This window comes from Silanimonas algicola (assembly GCF_054777375.1).
Genome location: NZ_BAAHAS010000002.1, coordinates 164,659 through 183,591 on the forward strand (window position 1 = coordinate 164,659; position 18,933 = coordinate 183,591).

The window sequence follows — 18,933 nt, forward strand, 5'->3', positions numbered from 1 at the left end:
TCGTGGGGAAGGGGATGCCGCGGGTCAATTCCAGCTGCAGACGACCTTGCCGCAGGTGCCGGCGTCCATCAGGTCGAAGCCCTTCTGGAAATCGTCGATGTGGATCTGGTGCGTGAGCACCTTCTGCAGCGGGAAGCCGGTGAGCACCATCTGCGTCATCTTGTACCAGGTCTCGTACATGCGCCGGCCGTAGATGCCCTGCACGGTGAGGCCCTTGAAGATGATCCTGTCCCAGTCGACGCCGGTGCCCTTGGGCAGGATGCCGAGCAGGGCGATCTTGCCGCCGTGGTACATGCAGTCGAGCATGTCGTTGAAGGCGCGCGGGTTGCCGCTCATCTCGAGGCCGACGTCGAAGCCCTCCATGTGGAGGTCCTTCATCACGTCCTTCACCGACTGCTTCGAGACGTTCACGACCCGCGTGGCGCCCATGTCGGCGGCCAGCTTCAGGCGGAAGTCGTTGACGTCGGTGACGACCACGTTGCGCGCGCCGATGTGCTTGCAGATGCCCGCGGCGATGATGCCGATGGGGCCGGCGCCGGTGATCAGCACGTCCTCGCCGATGACGTCGAACTCCAGCGCGCAGTGCGCGGCGTTGCCGTAGGGGTCGAAGAACGCGGCGAGCTCCGACGGGATCTGGTCGGGGATCGGCCACAGGTTGGCGGCCGGCATGGCGATGTACTCGGCGAAGGCGCCGGGGCGGTTCACGCCGATGCCGACCGTGTGCGGGCACAGGTGCTGCTTGCCGGCGCGGCAGTTGCGGCAGACGCCGCAGACGATGTGGCCTTCGGCCGAGACGCGGTCGCCGACCTTGTAGCCGGTGACGCCGGCGCCCAGCTCGACGATGCGGCCGACGAACTCGTGGCCGATGACGAGGCCCGGCGTGATCGTGCGCTGGCTCCACTCGTCCCACTTGTAGATGTGCAGGTCGGTGCCGCAGATCGCGGTCTTCTCGAGCTTGATCAGCACCTCGTTGGGGCCGATCTGCGGGACCGGCACCTCCTCCATCCAGATGCCCTTCTCGGCGTGGCGCTTCACGAGCGCCTTCATCATCATGCCCATCGCGTGCTCCCGGGGCCCTCGGCCCGAAGGGCGCCGATTATACCGACGGGCTTTCGCCCTCGCGGTGAGCGTCCGGTGGGGCCGGCTCGATGCGCCGACCGTCCGGCCAGGCCACGGCGGGGCGGTGGAACAGCCAACCCTGCACCTTGGAGAAACCCTGGGCCCGGCAGAACGCGAGCTGCGCGGGGGTCTCGACGCCTTCCGCCACCACGTCCAGCCCGAGCGAGCGTCCCAGCACGCCGATGGCGGCGGCGATGGCGTTGCCGAAGCGGTCGCCGCTGCCGATGAAGCTGCGGTCGATCTTCAACCGGTCGGCGCGCAGTTCGCGCAGGTGCGACAGCGAGGAGTAACCGGTGCCGAGGTCGTCAAGCGCGATGCGGACGCCGAGCGCGCGCAGCGCATCGACGATGTCGCGGGCGCGGGCGAGGTCGTGCATCGCGGCCGACTCGGTGATCTCCAGCTCGAGCAGGCCGGGCGTGATCCGGTTCCGCCGGAGTTGAGCCTCGACCGCCGCGGGCAGGCTCGAGTCGAGCACCGAAGCAGCCGAGAGATTCATCGCGACAGGCACCTCCGGCAGGCCGGCTTGCTGCCGCTCCCGCAGCTCACGGCAGACCCGGTCGAGCACCCACCGGTCGATGTCGCCCATCAGCCCGCCGCGCTCTGCCGCCGGCAGGAAGCGCCCGGGCGGCAGGACGCCCTGCAGCGGATGCTTCCAGCGCAACAGGGCTTCCACGCCGTCGAGCTGGCCGGTGGCGACGTCGAAGATGCCTTGGTATTCGAGGAACAGCTGGTCCTCGCCGATGGCCCGGTAGAGCGCACCGACCGTCTCGACCTCGTCGGCGTCCGAGCGGGCCTGCTCGGGCTCGAAGCGCAGCATGTGCATGCCTGCCGCCTCGGCCTTTTCCTGCGCGAGGCAGGCGCAGGCCAGCAGGCTCTCCACGCGCTCGCGCTGCTGGCGGACGGCATAGCCGAAGCTTACGCCCACCGGATGGCCGAGGCCCTGGGCGACCGATTCCACCTCGCGTCGGCGCGCCAGCACGTCGGCGTCGGCCAACGAGCCGTCGGCGCTGATCGCGATGGCGAGCCGATCGCTGTCGATGCGACCGATCGCGAGGAAATGGTGGTTCCGTCCGGTGACCAGGGCTTCGCCGACCCGGCGCAGCGCCTCGCGCGCCCAGTCCGGGCCGAGGGTGCGTTCCAGCATGGAATAACGCTGCAAGCGCAACGCCATGACGGTGAGTGATGCATTGCTGCCGGCGCCTTGGTCGATGCGCCGGAGGAAGCCGTGGCGGTTCGGAAGGCCGGTGTCCTCGTCGAAGTGCGCCAAGCGCTCGGCCGTCAGCGTCTTGGCCTCGGCCATGGCCTGCGTGCGTTCCTGCACCCAAACCAGCATCGCGATCGCCAGCGCCATCACGCCGACCAGGCCGAAGAGCTGGAGCCAGACCGTCACGTCGATACCCCACGCCTGCCAGTCGTCCACGAGTGTCACGACGGCATTCACACCATTGCTGGCGGCGAGGATCGAGAGCGAGCCCACGACGAGCCCCTGGCCAAGGGTGCGGCCGCGGTCGGGACGGTGGCGCGCCATCAGCAAGGCGAGCGTCGCATAGGCCACAGCCGTGATCAGCGCACGCACGCCGATGCGCAGCATGTTGCGCAGTTCCGCACCGCCGGGGTCGAAGGCGCCGGGCCATGCGAGGGCGACGCCGACGACGAGGGCCGCTGCGACGCTTGCGCGGAGCGTGCCCGGGTGCAGCCCCCTCCGCAGGACGGTGAGATACAGGGCGAGGGCGAGAAAGACGATGTGGAGGATCGACGCCGACTGGGATGCCGCACTGGCCAGCGTGCGGGTCAGTACCCATTGCGGCCCTTGCCCGGAAAGCCAGAACGCCAGCATGGACAGCGCATGGAAGGCGCCAAGCGCCGCGAAGCTGGTCGCAAGGATGCGCCGCGACATGCGCAGGCGGTTGCCACCCATCTGCGCGGCGACGGCGGCCATCGCGATCGCGATGACGGCCTGTGTCACGCTGAGGAAAACGAGGACCTGGCTGTTTTCCATCGTCGCGCCTCAGCCGCCGGCCCGGGCACCGAAGGGCGCCCGGGTCGGGGAGGCCGATGCCGCCAGGAGGCTTGCGGGTCGGCGGTTTCCGCTCATGCCCATCGTCGTGCTCGCGCTGTCCAGCGCACACAGTAGTGGGCGCGCGTCGACGGCGGAAGTCGTGGCGCCGCGGGCCGGGAAATCGCCCCCGACTTCCGGCAGGGGGGTGGGTGCGGGCGGGCGGCTAGACTCCAGCGGCTTCGCCTGCCATCCATCCGCTTTACCGCCATCGTCCGAACCGGGGAACCCCTCATGCGCCGACTTCCGCTCGCTGCCGCCATTGCGGCCATGCTCATCGCTTCCGCCGCCCCCGCCCGCGAGGGCATGTGGGTCCCGCAGCAGCTGCCCGAGATCGCCGGTCCGCTGAAGGAGGCCGGCCTCGAATTGTCGCCCGAGCAGCTTGCCGACCTCACGGGTGACCCGATGGGCGCCGTCGTCGCATTGGGGGGCTGCACCGCGAGCTTCGTCTCGCCGAACGGCCTCGTCGCGACCAACCACCACTGCGCTTACGGCGCCATCCAGCTGAACTCGACGCCCGAGAAGAACCTGATGGTGACGGGCTTCAACGCCGCGACGCCGGCCGATGAAGTCTCCGCGGGTCCGAACGCGCGCGTTTTCGTGATGGACCAGATCACCGACGTCACCGCCGACATGCGCGCCGCGATCGCCGGCGCCGCCGACGGCCTCGCGCGCCAGAACGCGCTGGAAGCCAAGCAGAAGGCGCTGATCGCCGCCTGCGAGAGCGAGGCGGGCTACCGCTGCACGCTGTACTCGTTCTTCGGCGGCCAGACCTTCCGCCTGTTCCGCCAGATGGAGATCCGGGACGTGCGCCTCGCCTATGCGCCGCCGTCCTCGATCGGCAACTACGGTGGCGAGGTCGACAACTGGATGTGGCCGCGCCACACCGGCGACTTCACTTTCTACCGCGCCTACGTGGGCCCGGACGGCAAGCCGGCCGCGTTCTCGAAAGACAACGTGCCGTTCCGTCCGCGCCACTGGCTGAAGCTCGCCGACCAGCCGCTGGAGGCCGGTGATTTCGTGATGGTGGCGGGCTATCCGGGCCAGACCAACCGCTACGCGCTGTTCGACGAATTCCAGAACGTCGCCGAGTGGCAGTACCCGGTCGTCGGCCAGCACCTGAAGAATGTCGTCGCCCTCGTCGAGGCCGCCGGCAAGGCCGACAAGGACGTGGAGGTGAAGTACGCCGCCACGATCCGCGGCTGGCAGAACGCGATGAAGAACTGGGACGGCCAGCTGGAAGGCTTCAAGCGCATCGACGCGCTGGCCACCAAGCAGGCCGAGGAGCAGGCCGTGCTCGACTGGCTGCGCGCCGGCGCCGCAGGGGCCGAGGGCCTCGATGCGACGGCGGCTCTCGATGCACACGCCGCGCTTGAAGCCCTGGCCGCCAAAGCCCGCGAAACCCGCGAGCGCGACCTCGTCCTCGGCCAGATCGGCAACGCCGGCCTGCTCGCCAGCGTTCGCCAGCTCTACCGCCTCGCCGTCGAGAAGGCGAAGCCGGACCTCGAGCGCGCGCCGGGTTTCCAGCAGCGCGACCTGCCGGGCATCGAAGGTGGCCAGCGCCAGCTGGAGCGTCGCTACGCCCGCAGCATGGAGCTGCAGCTGATGGCCTACTGGTTGGGCCACTACGCCAAGCTGCCGGCCGCCCAGCGCGTGCCGGCGCTGGATGCGATCGTCGGCGACGGCAGCGAGGCGGCGATCAAGGCCGGCCTGGAAAAGCTCTACTCGGGCACCCAGCTCGAGGGCACCGACGCGCGTCTCGCGCTGCTGACGGCGGACAAGGCCACGCTGGAGGCCAGCAACGACCCGCTGTTGAAGCTCGTCGTGGCGCTGTTCCCGACCTACATGGCCCTTGAGAACGAGGCGAAGTCGCGCGGTGGCGACAGCCTGCTGCACCGCCCCGCCTTCCTCGCCGCCGTGCAGGCCTACCGCAAGTCGAAGGGCGGCCACGTCTACCCGGACGCCAACCTCAGCCTGCGCATCACCTTCGGCAACGTGACCGGCTACGTGCCGCGCGACGGCGTGGCCTACACGCCGTTCACCACGTTGGAAGGCCTCGCCGCCAAGGCGACGGGCGTCGAGCCCTTCGATGCCCCGCAGGTGCAGCTCGACGCGATCCGCGAGCGCCGCCACGGCAACCGCGCCGATGCGGCGCTGGGCACCGTGCCGGTGAACTTCCTCTCCGACCTCGACATCACCGGCGGCAACTCCGGTTCCCCGGTGATGGACGCGCGGGGCCGCCTGGTCGGCCTCGCTTTCGACGGCAACTGGGAGTCGGTGAGCTCGAACTGGGTGTTCGATCCGAAGATGACCCGCATGATCGCCGTCGACTCGCGCTACATGATGTGGACGATGGAGCACGCCTACCCGGCGCCGCAGTTCGTCAAGGAGCTCGAGGACGCCGCCAAGGCGCGCTGAGTCCGTCGTCGCGGGCCGTCCCCCCGGGGGCGGCCCGCCAGGACATCGGGGGCGGCCGCAGGGCCGCCCTCGTCGTTTCCGGCTACGCTCGATGTATCGACGAGGAGAGTGCGAATGCGGGTGATCTTCCACGGGGCCGCGGCTGAGGTGACGGGCTCCTGCCACGAGGTCGAGGCGGCCGGGCATCGCCTGCTGCTGGACTGCGGCCTGATCCAGGGCAGCCGTGCCGACGAGGCGCGCAACCGCGAGGATTTCGGCTTCGATCCTGCGGCCGTCGACGCGGTGGTGTTGAGCCATGCGCACATCGACCACTGCGGCCGCCTGCCGCTGCTGGTGAAGCGCGGCTTCCGCGGTCCGATCTGGACCCAGCGCGCCACCGCCGACCTGCTCAAGGTGATGCTGGAGGATTCGGCGAAACTGGCGCAGGCCGACGCCGAGCGCGCGCGTCGCCGTTTGCATGAAGGCCGTGGCGGGCGCGACGACGAGGAGGAGCTCGAGCCGCTGTACACGCTCGACGACGTCGCCAAGACGCTCAAGCACGTGCGCGCGATCGACTACGACGCACCGACCGCGCTGTTCCCCGGCCTCGTACTGACGCTGCGCGATGCTGGCCACATCCTCGGCTCGGCCACCGTCGAGCTGGTCGAGACGATGAAGGACGGCACGCGCCGGACCCTCGTGTTCTCCGGCGACCTCGGGCCGGCCGGCACGCCGATCCTGCGGGACGCCGCGCCAGTGCCGCACGCCGACCTGCTGCTGCTCGAATCCACCTATGGCGGCCGCCTGCACCGCGAGCGCGCCGCCACCGTCACCGAGCTCGGCGAGATCTTCCGCGAAGCCTGGCGCGACCGCGGCAACGTCGTCATCCCGGCCTTCGCGGTCGGCCGCACGCAGGAGCTGCTCTACGCGTTCGCCCAGCACTTCGACGACTGGGGCCTCGGCCGCTGGCAGATCTTCCTCGACAGCCCGATGGCCACCAAGGTGCTGGCCGTCTACGAGCGCCATGAGGAGCTGTTCGACGAGGAGGCGGCGCGCGTCTTCGCGAAGACGCCCCACCCGCTGCGGCTGAAGAACCTGCACCTCACCGACAGCACGGAGGAGTCGATGGCCATCAACCGCATCGACAGCGGGGCCATCATCATCGCCGGCTCGGGCATGGCCAATGGCGGCCGCGTGCGACACCACCTGCGGCACCGACTGCCGTTCGAACGCAACCACGTGGTCTTCGTCGGCTACCAGGCGCAGGGCACCCTGGGCCGGCGCCTGGTGGACGGCGCCGCCTACGTGCGCGTGCTGGGCAGCGAGGTGCCGGTGCGGGCGAAGCGGCACACGGTGGGCGGACTGTCCGCGCACGCCGACCAGGCCGGCCTGCTCGACTGGTATGGTCGCGTCGGTGGCCGGCCCGACACGGTGCTCGTCCACGGCGAGGACGATGCGCGCGAGGCCTTGGCACGTGAGCTCCGCCGTCGCTTCAACGCCGACGTCGAGCTGGCCCGGCCGGACCTCGCCCGCACGGTGGGTCGCTAGGCCGTGTGCCTCAGGCCGGGTCGAACGTGTCGGCGATGTCCTTGAGGTAGATCGACAGCACGAGGCGCTCGGTCTTCGGCAGGGCGCGGAAGCTCAGGCCCAGGCGCTCGCGGCTCGGTGCCTCCATCGCGCGGCGGTGGCAGATCACCGCTTCGGTGCTGATCTGGGTCTTCTCGCCTTCGGCGTCGACGACGAAGGTGATGCGCAGCGCGTCGCCCACGCCACCCGTCGGATGCAGCGTCTCCACCAGGGCGCCGGCGGGGCTCAGGTCCAGCACCGAGGCGGCTTGGCCCTCGGCCCTACCGGCGATGGGGGCGAGCTGCGCGGGGAGCAGCGTCCGCACGCGCAGGGCCTGGCGCACCAAGCGCGCCTGCACGGCGTCCGGCCATGCGAGCAAGGCATACACGAAGGGCGCGTCAAAGGTACCCACAGCCTCGGTTTCGAACTGGAAATCGTACTGTCCGGTGAAGCCTTGGACGCCGTATCGCACCCCCGTGCTGACGGGCGACATCCTCTGCCCGGGCAAGGGCGCCAGCATGAGCCCCTTGCCCTCGATGGCCGCGCAGAACTGCCACTCTTGTGTGATGCCGGAATCACCGGTCCGCCAGGTCTGAAGCAGGGTCTTCGGGCGCAGGCGCAGCTGTCGGAACGGCAGGGGCGTCGCGTGGGAAGCATCGGCGGGCATGGGCTCGTCCTTTTCGCGGGGGGGGATCAGGCGGCGCCGAGGAATCGCCATGCCAGCGTTTCACCGGCGGCGAGAGGCACGACGGTCTTGTCGCCGTACGGCAGTGCCGCGGGGATCACGTTCGCGTCCTTGCGCAGCGCGACGCGCGAGGCATGCCGTGGCAGCCGGTAGAAGTCCGGGCCGAAGTGGCTGGCGAAGCCTTCGAGCCGATCCAGCGCGCCGGCCGCCTCGAACGCACTCGTGTACAGCTCCATGGCATGCAGGGCGGTGTAGCAGCCGGCGCAGCCGCAGTCGGACTCCTTGTCCCCCTTCGCATGCGGCGCCGAGTCGGTGCCGAGGAAGAAGCGCGGGCTGCCCGAGGTGGCCGCGGTGACGAGTGCCTGGCGATGCACTTCGCGTTTCAGCACCGGCAGGCAGTAGTAGTGCGGACGGATGCCCCCGGTGAAGATGGCATTGCGGTTGTAGAGCAGGTGGTGCGCGGTGATCGTCGCGGCGATGTCGCCTCCGGCGTCGCGCACGTACTCGGCGGCGTCCTTGGTGGTGATGTGCTCGAAGACCACGCGAAGCCCCGGGAAATCGCGGCGTAGCGGCTCCAGCTTCTCGTCGATGAAGACCTTCTCGCGGTCGAAAACGTCGATGTCGCGGTCGGTGACCTCGCCGTGGATGGCCAGCACCATGCCCACGTCCTGCATGGCCTCGAGCGCCCTGTAGGTGTGCTTGAGGTCGGTGACGCCGGAATCCGAGTTCGTGGTCGCGCCCGCGGGGTAGAGCTTCACGGCGTGGACGAAGCCGCTGTCCTTCGCGCGGCGGATCTCGTCGCCGGGCGTGTTGTCGGTGAGGTAGAGCGTCATCAACGGCTCGAAATCCGAGCCGGCCGGGCGAGCGGCGAGAATGCGCTCGCGGTAGGCCGCGGCCAGCGCGGTGGTCGTCACCGGCGGCTTCAGGTTCGGCATCACGATGGCGCGACCGAACTGGGCGGCCGTGTGCGGCAGGACGGCGTTGAGCTGCTCGCCGTCGCGAAGGTGCAGGTGCCAGTCGTCGGGGCGGGCGATGGTCAGCGTCGTGCCTTCGGGCACCGAAGCCGGCCGGGTGAAGTGGTGGGCGAGGGTCATGGGATGGGAGGCAAGGAAGGGCAGGGCCGAGTCCGCTAGTCTGCCATCGCCGTCCAGGGCGCCGGCTGCCAGCGCTCGGCGAGGCGCCTCGCCAGCACCGCGGCCCAGGCGCCCTGCGTGGCGGCGTTGGCGTGGTAACCGTCGGGGGCGAACTCGTCCGGGCGCGGCACGTAGGTGGTGGGCTCGTGCAGCACGCCCGGTCGTCGCGTCGCGACGCGGGCCGCGAGCGCATCCAGCGTCTGTGCGCGCAGGCCGGCGGCAAAGCGCAGGGGCTGGGGCAGCAGCGGGAAGTGCTGCATGCGGGGCAGGCCGCAGAGCAGGACCGTGGCGCGTGGCGCCCGCGACCGCAGGCCGTCCACCAGTTCGACGAGGCGTCGCTCGAAGTCGGCGCTGCGCGTCAGCCCGGAAACGTCGTTCACGCCCACCGACACCAGCACGAGGTCCCAGGCTGCGGCCGGCACGGCGGGCAGCAGCGTTTCGCCCAACTCGCGCACGCAGGCGCCGGTGCGGCCCAGTGCGCGCCAGCGCACCTCGCGCGCGAACACCGCAGCCAATTCGCGGCTGAAGTGTCCGGCAAGGGCCTGCTCGACGCTGGGGCAACCCACGCCGTCGATCACCGAATCGCCGAGGGCGAGCACATGCATCGGTGGCCCGTCGCCCACGCGGCCTTCGCGCGGTCCTGGTGCGGGTGCGAAACGGGGGGCGGTGCGCTTGAGGTGCAGGCCTTGCGGCGCGGCGAGCGGCATCAATCCCCAGAACAGGGCGCGTTTCCAGAGCATGGCGGGTCGGGCAGGGGGAGGAGTCGAAGTATGGCGTCGGCGATGTCCGCCGGGCGCGCCGCATGACGCCCCGCCGACGGTGCGCCGGTCACCATGGCGGTCCCGTAAACCGCTGGAACCGCCATGCGCCTTGCCCCGATCGCCCTCGTCGTCGGTCTCGCCATCGCTACGCCCATCGCCGCCCAGGCGCCAACCGCGCCGGCCACGGCCGCCGCACCGGTCGCCCAGGGCCCATACGCGCTGCCGCCGCTGCCCTACGCCGCGAACGCGCTGGAGCCGGCGATCGACGCGGAGACCATGACGATCCACCACGAGCGCCACCATGGCGCGCAGGTGGCCGGCCTGAACCAGCTGGCCGCGACCGTGCCCGAGCTTAGGGACGGTGACATCGAGCCGCTGCTTGCCCGCGTGTCGACCTTGCCGCCGGGCGTGCGCAACAACCTCGGTGGGCATTACAACCACAGCCTGTTCTGGTCGGTGATGGCACCGGCGGGCAAGGGCGGTGCGCCCTCGGCCGAGTTGGCGGCGGCCATCGACACGACGTTCGGCTCGATGGATGCGATGAAGCGGCAGTTCTCGCAGGCGGCCGCGACGCGATTCGGCTCGGGCTGGGCGTGGTTGATCGTCAAGGCCGACGGTTCGCTTGCCATCGCCAGCACGCCCAACCAGGACAACCCGCTGATGGACGTCGCCGAGGTGCGCGGTACGCCGGTGCTGGGTCTCGACGTGTGGGAGCACGCCTACTACCTGAAGTACAGGAACGTCCGCGGCGACTACGTCTCGGCCTGGTGGGACGTCGTCAACTGGAACGAGGTCAGCCGGCGCTTCGGCGCGGCGACCGCCGCGACGGCCCGCTGAGCCGGGCGGGACGCCATCAGCGCCAGAACGGGATCCGCCACGGCAGGTCGTCGTCGCCGGTGGCGTTGTCGTCGAGCTGACGCTGCGATCCGGGCTGGTCGATCTCCAACACGAACGGCCCGGTGGGCCGTGCCCGCAGGTCGATCATCACCTGGAAGCCGCGGCGGTCGTGCCGCGTGTCCTCGCTCCACCACCATGGCGCATCGACCGGACGTCCATCCAGTCGGATCGGCTGGGTGGCGGAGACGCAATCCAGCACGGCGCGGCTGGCCGCGACATCGGACCGCCAGTCGGCGCCAGCGTCCTTCGTGCAGAGCCCCAGCGCCGCGTCATGCCATTCCGGCACGTAGGGGATCCACAGTTTGGCGTACGGTCCGGTCAGTACGTCGCTGGGCAAGGCGGGCACCATCTGTCGTTCTCCGGGTCGCTGCCGGTCCAGGTAGTGGACCGCGCGGAGTGCCCCCGGATCGCCGGCGTCAAGCACCGGAAACGCGCCGTCCAGCAGCCGGCCGATGCTGCGGTGCTGCAGCACCGGTACCAGCAGCGCGAGCAGGATGACGCCGGTGACGACCGTCGCGATGGCGAACTGGGCGCGCCAACCCCGCTTGGCCCCGGCGACGCGGTAGGTGGCCATGGTCGTGCCCAGGTTCCGGTCGGCGGTGAAGCCGGCGAGCGCATAGACGCGGAGGAGGGCAGTGACCCAGCGCGATGCAGTGCGTCCTCGCTTGCCCGCGTGGTTGTCGGCCATCGTCGCGACCATCAACGGCAGGATCCATGCCGCCAGGAAGCCGAAGTTGATGGCGACGAGATGCTCGTCGAGCCCGAGGCCCGTCGTGAACGCATAAGCGAGGAGGAAGACCAGCCCGAGCGTCAGCGTCAGTCCCGCCATCATCTTCGCCAGCCCGAGGGCCGCACCGAACACCAGCGTGGCGGCATCGTCGAGCGCGGCGATGCGTTGGGGCAGGGCATCGAGCGCTTCGCCGAGCAGCAGCCGCTGCGCCGGTCCCAAGTTCTCGTTGTCGCGCAGCCGACCCTCGGGATCCACCGAGCGGAGTCCGACCAGCGAGACCCACACGGCGCGCAGCAACAGGTGGACGAGGAAGCCCAGCGCGAGTCCGAGCACGCCTCCCTGCACGTAAAGGCCCAGCGGGCTGACGATGCCGCCGAGGTCACTGGGAAGGCGCTCGAACAGCCAGAACAACGCGGCATTGAGCTCGACGTAGGCCTGGAACAGCGCGAACACCGTGGCGCCGGAGAGGAGGATCTCCATCTCCCAGGTCGGCGTTGTGCGCTGGGGGAGCGTGTGGCCGGGCTCGGCCGACGCGGTCGTGGGGGGCGGGGTCATTGGGCGCGGGTCGTTGGGACGGGCGAACGCTGACACGCTGCGTCCCTCCGGGCAATCACGCCCGAAGGGCGCTCAGCCCATCGGCAGCCGGCGGCCGTCGCTGGCCGGCCACGGGTATTCCATGTAGGCCGCGGTGGCGCGTGCCAGCGTTTCGCCGTAGTCGGCCGCGACCAGTTTCAGCGCGAGGTCGATGCCCGCACTGATGCCGGCCGAAGTGGCGATGCGTCCGTCGATCACCCAGCGGCGTTCGCGCTCCACGAGCACGGACGGCCAGTCGCGGGCCAGCCGGTCCAGGCTCTGCCCATGCGTGGTGGCGGAGCGGCCATCGAGCTGGCCCGCCGCGGCCAGCAGGAGGCTCCCGGTACAGACCGACGCGAGTCGGCGCGGCAGTGGCGCGGCGGCGCGCAGCCATTCGAGGAACACGGCGTCCTGCAGCAGCGGACGGACGCCGTAGCCGCCCGGCACCACCAGGGTGTCCAACGTGGCGGGATCAAGATCGGCCACGGTGCAATCGGGCTCCACCTTCAGGCCGCCTCGGCCGTGCACCCGTCCGGGCGCCACGCCAGCCAGGAGCACGTCGTAGGGCGAGGCCGATTCGCGCCGGTTGGTCTCGTCGAGGCGCAGGGCCGAGAACACCTCGAACGGCCCGGCGAAGTCGAGCACCTCCACCTCGTCGAACACCACGATCGCCACCCGACGGCGGTTCATGCGTCGTCGCGCGTCGGCGCCGCGCCCCGCGCGGTGGAAAGGCAGGCGTTGCCGTGCAGCCTCGCCATGTGGCCTCAGCCCTTGTTTGCCGCGATGAAGCGGTCGATCTTCGCCTCCAGCACCGAGAGCGGGATCGAGCCGTCCTGCAGCACTTCGGCGTGGAAGGCCTTGATGTCGAAGCGGTCGCCGAGTTCGCGCGCCGCGCGGGCGCGAAGCTCGAGGATCTTCAGCTCGCCGATCTTGTAGGCCAGCGCCTGGCCCGGGATGGCGATGTAGCGCTCGGCTTCGGACACGGCCTCGGTGTCGGTGGTGGCCGAGTTGTCCTTCATGTAGGCGATCACCTGCTCGCGGGTCCACCCCTTGCTGTGCAGGCCGGTGTCGACCACCAGCCGGATCGCGCGCCACAGCTCGGCCTGCAGTCGGCCGAAGTAGAGCTGCGGCGTGTCGTACGCGCCGAGCTCCTTCCCGAGGGACTCCGCATACAGGCCCCAGCCCTCGGAGAACGCGGTTTCCCCGCCGAATCGACGGAACATCGGGAGGCCCGTCAGCTCCTGCTGCAGGGCGAGCTGGAAGTGGTGGCCGGGCACCGCCTCGTGCAGGTAGAGCGCGTCGCGGTCCCAGTTCTTCCGGCTCGGCAGGTCGTAGGTGTTGACGTAGAACACGCCCGGGCGCGAGCCGTCCTGGCTGGGGCGCATGTAGCTGCCGCCGGCCGCCGATGCGGCGCGGAAGGCCTCCACCGGGCGGATCTCGAAGCCGGCCTTCGGTACCAGCGAGAACAGTTCCAGTGCGCGCGCGTCGATGCGCCCGCGCAGGGCGTTGTAGTCGGCGAGCAGCGCTTCTTCGGAGGGATACTCGTACTCCTTCGCCGTGGTCATGTGCACGAAGAAGTCCTGCAGGCTGCCCTCGAAGGCCATCTGCGCCATCACCCCGCGCATCTCGCCGTGGATGCGCGCCACTTCGGAGAGGCCGATGTGATGGATCTGCGCCGGCGTCAGGTCGGTGGTGGTCTGCGTCCTCGCCATGTACGCGTACCAGGCCTGGCCATCCGGCAGGGCCGAAAGCGCCACGGTCTCGCGCGTCTCCGGCAGGTACTCCTCGGCGACGAAGCGGCGCAGCTCGCGATAGGCCGGCATCAGCTGCGTTTCGATCAGGGCCTTGTACTCCGCGGTGAGGCGCTCACGGTCCGCGTTGGCGACCCCTTCCGGGAAGGCCGTGATCGGCTTCCAGAACAGGGTGTCTTCGGCCTTGTCCTTGATCAACGCATCGAGCTGCGGCAGCACCTTCTCCATCAGCACGCGTGGCTGGACCACGCCGTTGGCCATGCCTTCGCGCATGTTGCCCTGCATCGAGTTGAACAGGACAGGCAGGCGCGAGGCGCGCTTCAGCCAATTGTCGTAGTCCTGCGTGGTCTTGAAGGGCTGCGCGCCGGTGCCCGAGCCGAGCTGGGCGAAGGTGGCCGCCAGGTTGTAGAACTGGTTCAGCGGTTGCTGCCATGCCGGGAAACGTTCGCCTTCGATCTCGAGTTCGAGGTCGCGCTTGAGGATCTCGACCCCGAGGCGCTGCTGGGGCGAAAGGGTCCCGACCTCGATCGCGGCCACGCGCGCCAGCCAGGCGCGGTTGAATGCGGCGGACTCGGCGCGCGCCGCGGCGCTGAACACGTCGGGCAACTGGTCGTTGTAGCGGGCGTCGCCGACGAAGGTGGCACGCAGCGGGGAGAGTGCGAGCGACGCCTCCCAATACTCGGCGAACAGGGCGTCCACGGCGGCGTCCGCCGGCTTCGCAGCCTCGTCCGTGGCCTCGTTCGCCGCCGGAGCGGCCTGTGCCTGGGCGAGGCTGGGCAGGCCGAACGCGAGGCCGATCGCGAGGGCAAGGGACATCGGGCGCAGGGTCATCGTGGGCAACTCCGGAAGCGGGCGCGAAGGCCCTGGGTACCCGCCAAGGGTCGTCCCGTGCGCCGGGCACCGCATGGGCCTGAGGTCACGGTTGCGGAGGCGGGCGTTCCAAGCGGAGGGCGCGTTCGAAGCGGGCGCGCGCGTCGGCGTCCCAAGGGCCGGCGTGTTCGAACCGCCAGCGCGCCCGGCCGTTGCGCAGTACGACGGCGGGCAGCGTGGAACGGGTGAGGTCGGCGGGCAGCACGGATGCGCGCGGCACCCGCAGCCTGGCCGCCCAGTCCTCGAGCGCCGCTGCGTCCGCGACGCTGCCGTTGGCGTCGCGCGTCAGAAGGTGCACCACGCGCAGGTCGCCTGGCAGCGTGGGTTGCAGCGTCCGCCACTGGGCGACGCAGGCGTCGCAGGAGGGCGCACCGTACACCACGAGGAAGGGCGCGCCACGCCATGGCGAAAAATCGGGCTCGCCGCGCAAGCCCGGGGGTTCGTCGCCGTGGACCCACCATGCCAACGCCACGACGAGCCCCATGCCGACGAAGAATGCGGCGTTCAGCGTGAGGGTGCGTTTGCGCGGCCGGGGACGTTCGCCGATACGCGAGGCACGCATGGTTCAGTCCTGCGCGGCCGCCATCCGCAGCCGCTCGGCGCGCTCACGGCCGAGCCATGCGGTGAAGGCGCGGCGGGAAAGATAGATGAGCGGGATCAGTGCCACCGCGGCGGCCATCTTGTAGCCGTAGTTCACGGTGCCTACCGCGGCCCACAGCGACGTGGGCCACGCCTGAGGGCCGATGACGAAGGCGATGTAGAGGACGATGAAGCTGTCGATCAGCTGGGAGACGGCCGTCGAGCCCGTGGCCCGCAGCCAGACCCATCGCTCGCCCGTCATGCGCCGGATTCGCACGAAGATCGCGACGTCGACCAACTGGCCGACGAGGAAGGCCACGGTCGAACCGAGGATGATCCACAGGCCCTGGCCGAAGATCGCCGCGAACGCGGCCTGCTGGTCGGGCACCCCTTGCGCCGCCGCGGCGCCCACCCACCAGCTGGCCGGGGCCAGCGCGATGGCCGCGTAGGCGAAAGCGAAGCCGTAGAGGATCAAGCCAACCGAGAGCAGGCTGATGAAGCGGACGCCGCGCCGGCCGTAGAACTCGTTGACGAGGTCGGTGAGCACGAACACCAGCGGCCAGACCAGCACGCCGGCGGTGAAGGAGAGCGAGCCGCTCTGGCCGAACAGGTGCCAGGCGAACGGAGCGGTGCCGAGGGTGTCCTCCAGGGCGAAGATCTTCACCCCGATGAAGTTGGCGAGGACGGCGTTGACGGCGAAGAACGCCGCCAGCACGAGGTACAGCCGCGTCGCACGGTCGTCGATGAGGCTCAAGGGCGAGGCCCCTCGAACGGAACGTCCGTCGGTGCGACCGCGCCGCCGGAAATGATGAAGGCCATCGCCTCGTCGAAGCTCCACTGGGTCGGCGTGAGCCGATCGACGGGCACGATCTCGAGGTAGCCCGACGTGGGGTTCGGCGTCGTTGGCACGTAGACGGCCGCGAGCTCCCGGCCGGTGCCCTCTTCGCGCAGCGTCCGGGTGACGAAGCCCACGGCCTTCATGTCACGGTGCGGGAAGTCGATGAGCACGACGCGCTGGGCGCCGCCGCCGGGCGGGTGTTGCAGCAAGTCGAGCAGCTTGCGGGCGCTCGAGTAGATGACGTTGACGAGCGGCACGCGGGCGATCAGGCCCTCGGTCCAGCGCAGCAGGGTCTGGCCGACGACGCGGCGGGTCAGCGCACCGACGCCGACGATGATGAGCAGCGTGCCCACGAGGGCGACGACGGGAAGCACCCAGGGATGGGCCGCCCAACCGAAGACGTCGGGCTCCGCGCCGGCCAGCCCGTTGAGCAGGGGGCCGACCCAGGGGCGCGACAGGTCGGAGAGCAGGCTGAAGACGACGCTCACGACCAGCCACGCCAGCCAGAGCGGCAGCAGGGTCAGCAGGCCGGTGAGGAACCAGGTGCGGAGGTTGCGCATGCGACCATCGTAGCGGTCTCAGCGTGGACGGCGCGGGGAGGCGTCGAGCAGCTCGTCGAGCGAGACCTCGCGGACGAGGCGGAATCCGAGATCGTCCTGCCCGCGTTCGTCGCCCACCGCCTGCGTCGCCCCGGCCCGCGCCTCGGCGGCGTCGGTGCGCCAGCCCGCGCCGGCCGTCTCGCGGCCGCCGGCCAACCATTCGCGGACGTTGCCGCCGATATCGATCAGGCCCAGCGGCGACGCCTTGCCCACGCCCGCGGCGACCGTGCCCTCGCGGCGGTCGCAGCCGAGGCGGGTGCCGGCGCAATCGCTCGGAGCCCCCGCGCTCAGGCGCCGCCATTCGTCCGCCGTGGGCAGCCGGTAGCGCACGCCGTCGCGCTGCCCGCGCCATTGCGCGTACGCATCGGCGTCGGCCGCGGTGACGCAAACGGCCGGGTCGCGCGCGGTCTGGGAGAATCCGGGGTCGTTCCATGTGCGCCGCTCGAGGAAGCCGCCGCGGCAGCGCGACACGGCGCGTCCGGTGGCCTGGACGAAAGCGAGGAACTCCCCGCGCGTGACTTCCGTTTCCATGGCCGCGAGGCCCGGTCGCGCCTCGCCGGGCGCGGTGACGAGGCGCATGGGCGGGCCGTTGCCCTCGAGGCGGCTCCCGGGCCGGGGCAACAGGGCGCGGCGCGCGGTTCGGATGGCGTCGGCGAAACGCGCCTCGTCGAAGCCGTAGAGCGCGATCTCGTCAGTGGCGCGCTTCAATTCGGCGGCATCGCGGCGCGTTGCCGCATCGGCGAGCCGGCGCTCGATCGCCGACGCGCGGGCGTCGACGAGGGCACGCCAGCCCGGGCTGTCGCCGATACCGGCCTGCTCCACGTAGCGCTGCGCCCGCTGCCACAGCGCGCCGGCGTTGGGGCCGTCATCGGCGCCCAGCGCCTTGTCGATCTGGGTGCCGAAAGCGCGGAGCAGGGCGGCTTCGAGGCTGGGCAGGCCGGGATCGCGCGGTGCGAGGCGACGCGCGGCGAGCAGGGATTCCACGGCGTTGTCGCCTGCGGGAGTCGATAGCCGCAGCCGTGCGATCTGGCGCTGCGCCGCCGCCAGCTCGCGCGCCGCAGGCATGCGCGGATCGTAGGGCAGGGGGCGCGAGACGAACGCCATGGCCGCGGGCGCGACGGCGGGGACCGTGGCAAGTGGGGCGTCGGCACCGTCGTTGTCCGCCGTCCCGGCCTCGGCAGCGGTTGGGAGGGGGGCGGGTGCGGACGCGCCAGGCGCCGGCGCCGGCGCCGCACCCGCGGCAATCGCCACCGAGCCGATGGGATCCTGGATGGGGGGCGGCGCGCTGCTGTCGATGGTCAGGAAGTCGGGTGCGCCCTCGCGCGATGCCGTCCACCACGCGGCGGCACCCGCCAGCGCGAGCACGATCGCTGCGATTCCCACCCAGCGCCCCAGGGGGCGCGCGGCGGCCTCGGTTTCCTCGGTGCTTCGACCGATGGGTGTCGCTGCGGGTTCGGTCGGCGCGTCCGTGGAGGCGGAACCCAGGCGTTGGCGGCGTTCCAGTTCGTCGAGCGCGCTGAGCATCTGCTCGGCGTTGCGGAAGCGCTGCTCCTTCGTCTTCGCCATCGCCAGCGAGATGAACGGCTGCCAGTGCCGGCGGTTGCTCGGCAGCGGCGGGATCGGGTCGTGCGCGTGCATCACCGCCAGCGCCAGGGCGTCGTTGGCCTGGAACGGCAGGTGGCCGGTGACCATCTCGTAGGCCAGCACGCCGACCGCATAGAGGTCGGCACGGCCGTCGACGTTGTCGCCGCGCGCCTGCTCGGGGGCCATGTAGGCGGCGCTGCCGACCGCGAAGCCGACGTTGGTGATGCGCGTCGAGCTGCGGAACGGCAGCGCGATGCCGAAATCCGCCAGCACCGGGCGGTCGGCGTTGTCGAACAGCACGTTCTCGGCCTTGACGTCGCGGTGGACGATGCCGCGCGTGTGCGCGTAGCCCAGCGCCGACAGCAGCGAGCGCAGCACGGCGATGATCCGCGCTTCGTCGTTGCGCAGGTCGCGCTGGCCGAGGTGGCCCTTCGACAGGTAGGGCATCACGTAATACATCAGCCCCTGCGGCGAGCGGCCCACCTCGTAGATGCCGACGATGCAGGGGTGCTCGAGCTTGGCGATCGTCCGCGCTTCCTGCTCGAAGCGTTGCTTGCTGATCTCGTCGCGGAGGATCTCCGGTGCCGTGATCTTGATCGCCACCTGGCGGTCCAGCGATTCCTGCACCGCGAGGTACACGAAGCTCATGCCGCCCTTGCCGATGCGGCGCATCACCCGGTAACCGGGGATGTCGGGCATCACGGAGGTCAGCAGGGCCGACAGCTCCTCCGGCGACATCTCCTCGTCGGGCGACGGCGTGAAGCGCAGGATGGCCATGGGCGGCAGGGTCGACGG

The 18,933-nt window shown here is 70.7% G+C and carries 15 protein-coding genes; 3 read left to right on the forward strand and 12 right to left on the reverse strand.

The window, feature by feature from the left end; translation table 11 throughout:
- Positions 1–24 precede the first annotated feature (24 nt).
- Together tdh and ACYVAK_RS05975 are read right to left on the reverse strand one after the other, a co-directional pair.
- Positions 25–1,059 carry an L-threonine 3-dehydrogenase gene (gene tdh / locus ACYVAK_RS05970; RefSeq protein WP_461058950.1) on the reverse strand — a complete coding sequence of 345 codons (1,035 nt, stop codon included), beginning with the start codon at positions 1,057–1,059 and terminating at the stop codon, positions 25–27.
- Between the two features lie 37 nt (positions 1,060–1,096).
- Complete coding sequence (locus ACYVAK_RS05975; protein ID WP_461058952.1) at positions 1,097–3,118, reverse strand: putative bifunctional diguanylate cyclase/phosphodiesterase; 2,022 nt, start codon at positions 3,116–3,118, stop codon at positions 1,097–1,099.
- 291 nt (positions 3,119–3,409) lie between these two features.
- Between ACYVAK_RS05975 and ACYVAK_RS05980 the strand changes: the two genes are divergently transcribed.
- Both ACYVAK_RS05980 and ACYVAK_RS05985 read left to right on the forward strand, forming a co-directional pair.
- Entirely contained in the window at positions 3,410–5,593 is a 2,184-nt protein-coding gene (locus ACYVAK_RS05980; RefSeq protein WP_461058954.1) for a S46 family peptidase, read from the forward strand.
- Between the two features lie 114 nt (positions 5,594–5,707).
- Positions 5,708–7,120, forward strand: coding sequence for an MBL fold metallo-hydrolase RNA specificity domain-containing protein (locus tag ACYVAK_RS05985; RefSeq protein WP_461058956.1), 1,413 nt, complete (start codon positions 5,708–5,710; stop codon positions 7,118–7,120).
- Positions 7,121–7,130: 10 nt separating this feature from the next.
- Here the strand turns inward: ACYVAK_RS05985 and ACYVAK_RS05990 are convergent, their stop codons facing one another.
- Genes ACYVAK_RS05990 through ACYVAK_RS06000 form a run of 3 tightly spaced genes read right to left on the reverse strand, consistent with a single transcriptional unit; the run spans position 7,131 to position 9,696 of the window.
- Entirely contained in the window at positions 7,131–7,805 is a 675-nt protein-coding gene (locus ACYVAK_RS05990; protein WP_461058958.1) for a PilZ domain-containing protein, read from the reverse strand.
- Between the two features lie 26 nt (positions 7,806–7,831).
- On the reverse strand, positions 7,832–8,917 hold the full coding sequence (gene pyrC / locus ACYVAK_RS05995; RefSeq protein ID WP_461058960.1) for a dihydroorotase: 1,086 nt from the start codon (positions 8,915–8,917) through the stop codon (positions 7,832–7,834).
- A 35-nt stretch (positions 8,918–8,952) separates the two neighbouring features.
- Positions 8,953–9,696, reverse strand: coding sequence for an SGNH/GDSL hydrolase family protein (locus ACYVAK_RS06000; protein WP_461058962.1), 744 nt, complete (start codon positions 9,694–9,696; stop codon positions 8,953–8,955).
- Positions 9,697–9,819: 123 nt separating this feature from the next.
- Between ACYVAK_RS06000 and ACYVAK_RS06005 the strand changes: the two genes are divergently transcribed.
- Positions 9,820–10,554 (forward strand): superoxide dismutase, encoded by a 735-nt coding sequence (locus ACYVAK_RS06005; RefSeq protein WP_461058964.1) that lies wholly within the window; start codon positions 9,820–9,822, stop codon positions 10,552–10,554.
- 16 nt (positions 10,555–10,570) lie between these two features.
- On the opposite strand, the gene ACYVAK_RS06010 is transcribed toward ACYVAK_RS06005, so the two are convergent.
- The 7 genes from ACYVAK_RS06010 to ACYVAK_RS06040 all read right to left on the reverse strand — a co-directional run bounded on the left by ACYVAK_RS06010 (position 10,571) and on the right by ACYVAK_RS06040 (position 18,915).
- Positions 10,571–11,899 carry a hypothetical protein gene (locus ACYVAK_RS06010; RefSeq protein WP_461058966.1) on the reverse strand — a complete coding sequence of 443 codons (1,329 nt, stop codon included), beginning with the start codon at positions 11,897–11,899 and terminating at the stop codon, positions 10,571–10,573.
- 72 nt (positions 11,900–11,971) lie between these two features.
- Positions 11,972–12,607 (reverse strand): DJ-1/PfpI family protein, encoded by a 636-nt coding sequence (locus ACYVAK_RS06015; RefSeq protein ID WP_461058968.1) that lies wholly within the window; start codon positions 12,605–12,607, stop codon positions 11,972–11,974.
- Positions 12,608–12,681: 74 nt separating this feature from the next.
- Positions 12,682–14,508, reverse strand: coding sequence for a DUF885 domain-containing protein (locus ACYVAK_RS06020; RefSeq protein ID WP_461058970.1), 1,827 nt, complete (start codon positions 14,506–14,508; stop codon positions 12,682–12,684).
- A gap of 76 nt (positions 14,509–14,584) precedes the next feature.
- A complete protein-coding gene (locus tag ACYVAK_RS06025) occupies positions 14,585–15,100 on the reverse strand; it encodes a hypothetical protein (RefSeq protein WP_461058972.1) in 516 nt (171 codons plus the stop codon).
- 3 nt (positions 15,101–15,103) lie between these two features.
- The gene (locus tag ACYVAK_RS06030) at positions 15,104–15,871 is read right to left on the reverse strand and encodes a queuosine precursor transporter (RefSeq protein ID WP_461058974.1); all 768 of its coding nucleotides are present in this window, start codon (positions 15,869–15,871) and stop codon (positions 15,104–15,106) included.
- On the reverse strand, positions 15,868–16,515 hold the full coding sequence (locus ACYVAK_RS06035; RefSeq protein WP_461058976.1) for a DUF502 domain-containing protein: 648 nt from the start codon (positions 16,513–16,515) through the stop codon (positions 15,868–15,870). The genes ACYVAK_RS06030 and ACYVAK_RS06035 overlap by 4 nt, the downstream gene beginning before the upstream one ends.
- Positions 16,516–16,533: 18 nt before the next feature.
- Entirely contained in the window at positions 16,534–18,915 is a 2,382-nt protein-coding gene (locus tag ACYVAK_RS06040) for a protein kinase domain-containing protein (protein WP_461058978.1), read from the reverse strand.
- Positions 18,916–18,933: the final 18 nt, after the last annotated feature.

Coding starts and splice junctions, on each gene's coding strand:
- ACYVAK_RS06000 (WP_461058962.1), bottom strand. CDS start 9,696: ATGCTCTGGAAACGCGCCCTGTTCTGGGGATTGATGCCGCTCGCCGCG.
- ACYVAK_RS06035 (WP_461058976.1), bottom strand. CDS start 16,515: ATGCGCAACCTCCGCACCTGGTTCCTCACCGGCCTGCTGACCCTGCTG.
- ACYVAK_RS06005 (WP_461058964.1), top strand. CDS start 9,820: ATGCGCCTTGCCCCGATCGCCCTCGTCGTCGGTCTCGCCATCGCTACG.
- ACYVAK_RS06040 (WP_461058978.1), bottom strand. CDS start 18,915: ATGGCCATCCTGCGCTTCACGCCGTCGCCCGACGAGGAGATGTCGCCG.
- ACYVAK_RS05990 (WP_461058958.1), bottom strand. CDS start 7,805: ATGCCCGCCGATGCTTCCCACGCGACGCCCCTGCCGTTCCGACAGCTG.
- pyrC (WP_461058960.1), bottom strand. CDS start 8,917: ATGACCCTCGCCCACCACTTCACCCGGCCGGCTTCGGTGCCCGAAGGC.
- ACYVAK_RS06025 (WP_461058972.1), bottom strand. CDS start 15,100: ATGCGTGCCTCGCGTATCGGCGAACGTCCCCGGCCGCGCAAACGCACC.
- ACYVAK_RS05985 (WP_461058956.1), top strand. CDS start 5,708: ATGCGGGTGATCTTCCACGGGGCCGCGGCTGAGGTGACGGGCTCCTGC.
- tdh (WP_461058950.1), bottom strand. CDS start 1,059: ATGGGCATGATGATGAAGGCGCTCGTGAAGCGCCACGCCGAGAAGGGC.
- ACYVAK_RS06015 (WP_461058968.1), bottom strand. CDS start 12,607: ATGAACCGCCGTCGGGTGGCGATCGTGGTGTTCGACGAGGTGGAGGTG.
- ACYVAK_RS06010 (WP_461058966.1), bottom strand. CDS start 11,899: ATGACCCCGCCCCCCACGACCGCGTCGGCCGAGCCCGGCCACACGCTC.
- ACYVAK_RS05980 (WP_461058954.1), top strand. CDS start 3,410: ATGCGCCGACTTCCGCTCGCTGCCGCCATTGCGGCCATGCTCATCGCT.
- ACYVAK_RS05975 (WP_461058952.1), bottom strand. CDS start 3,118: ATGGAAAACAGCCAGGTCCTCGTTTTCCTCAGCGTGACACAGGCCGTC.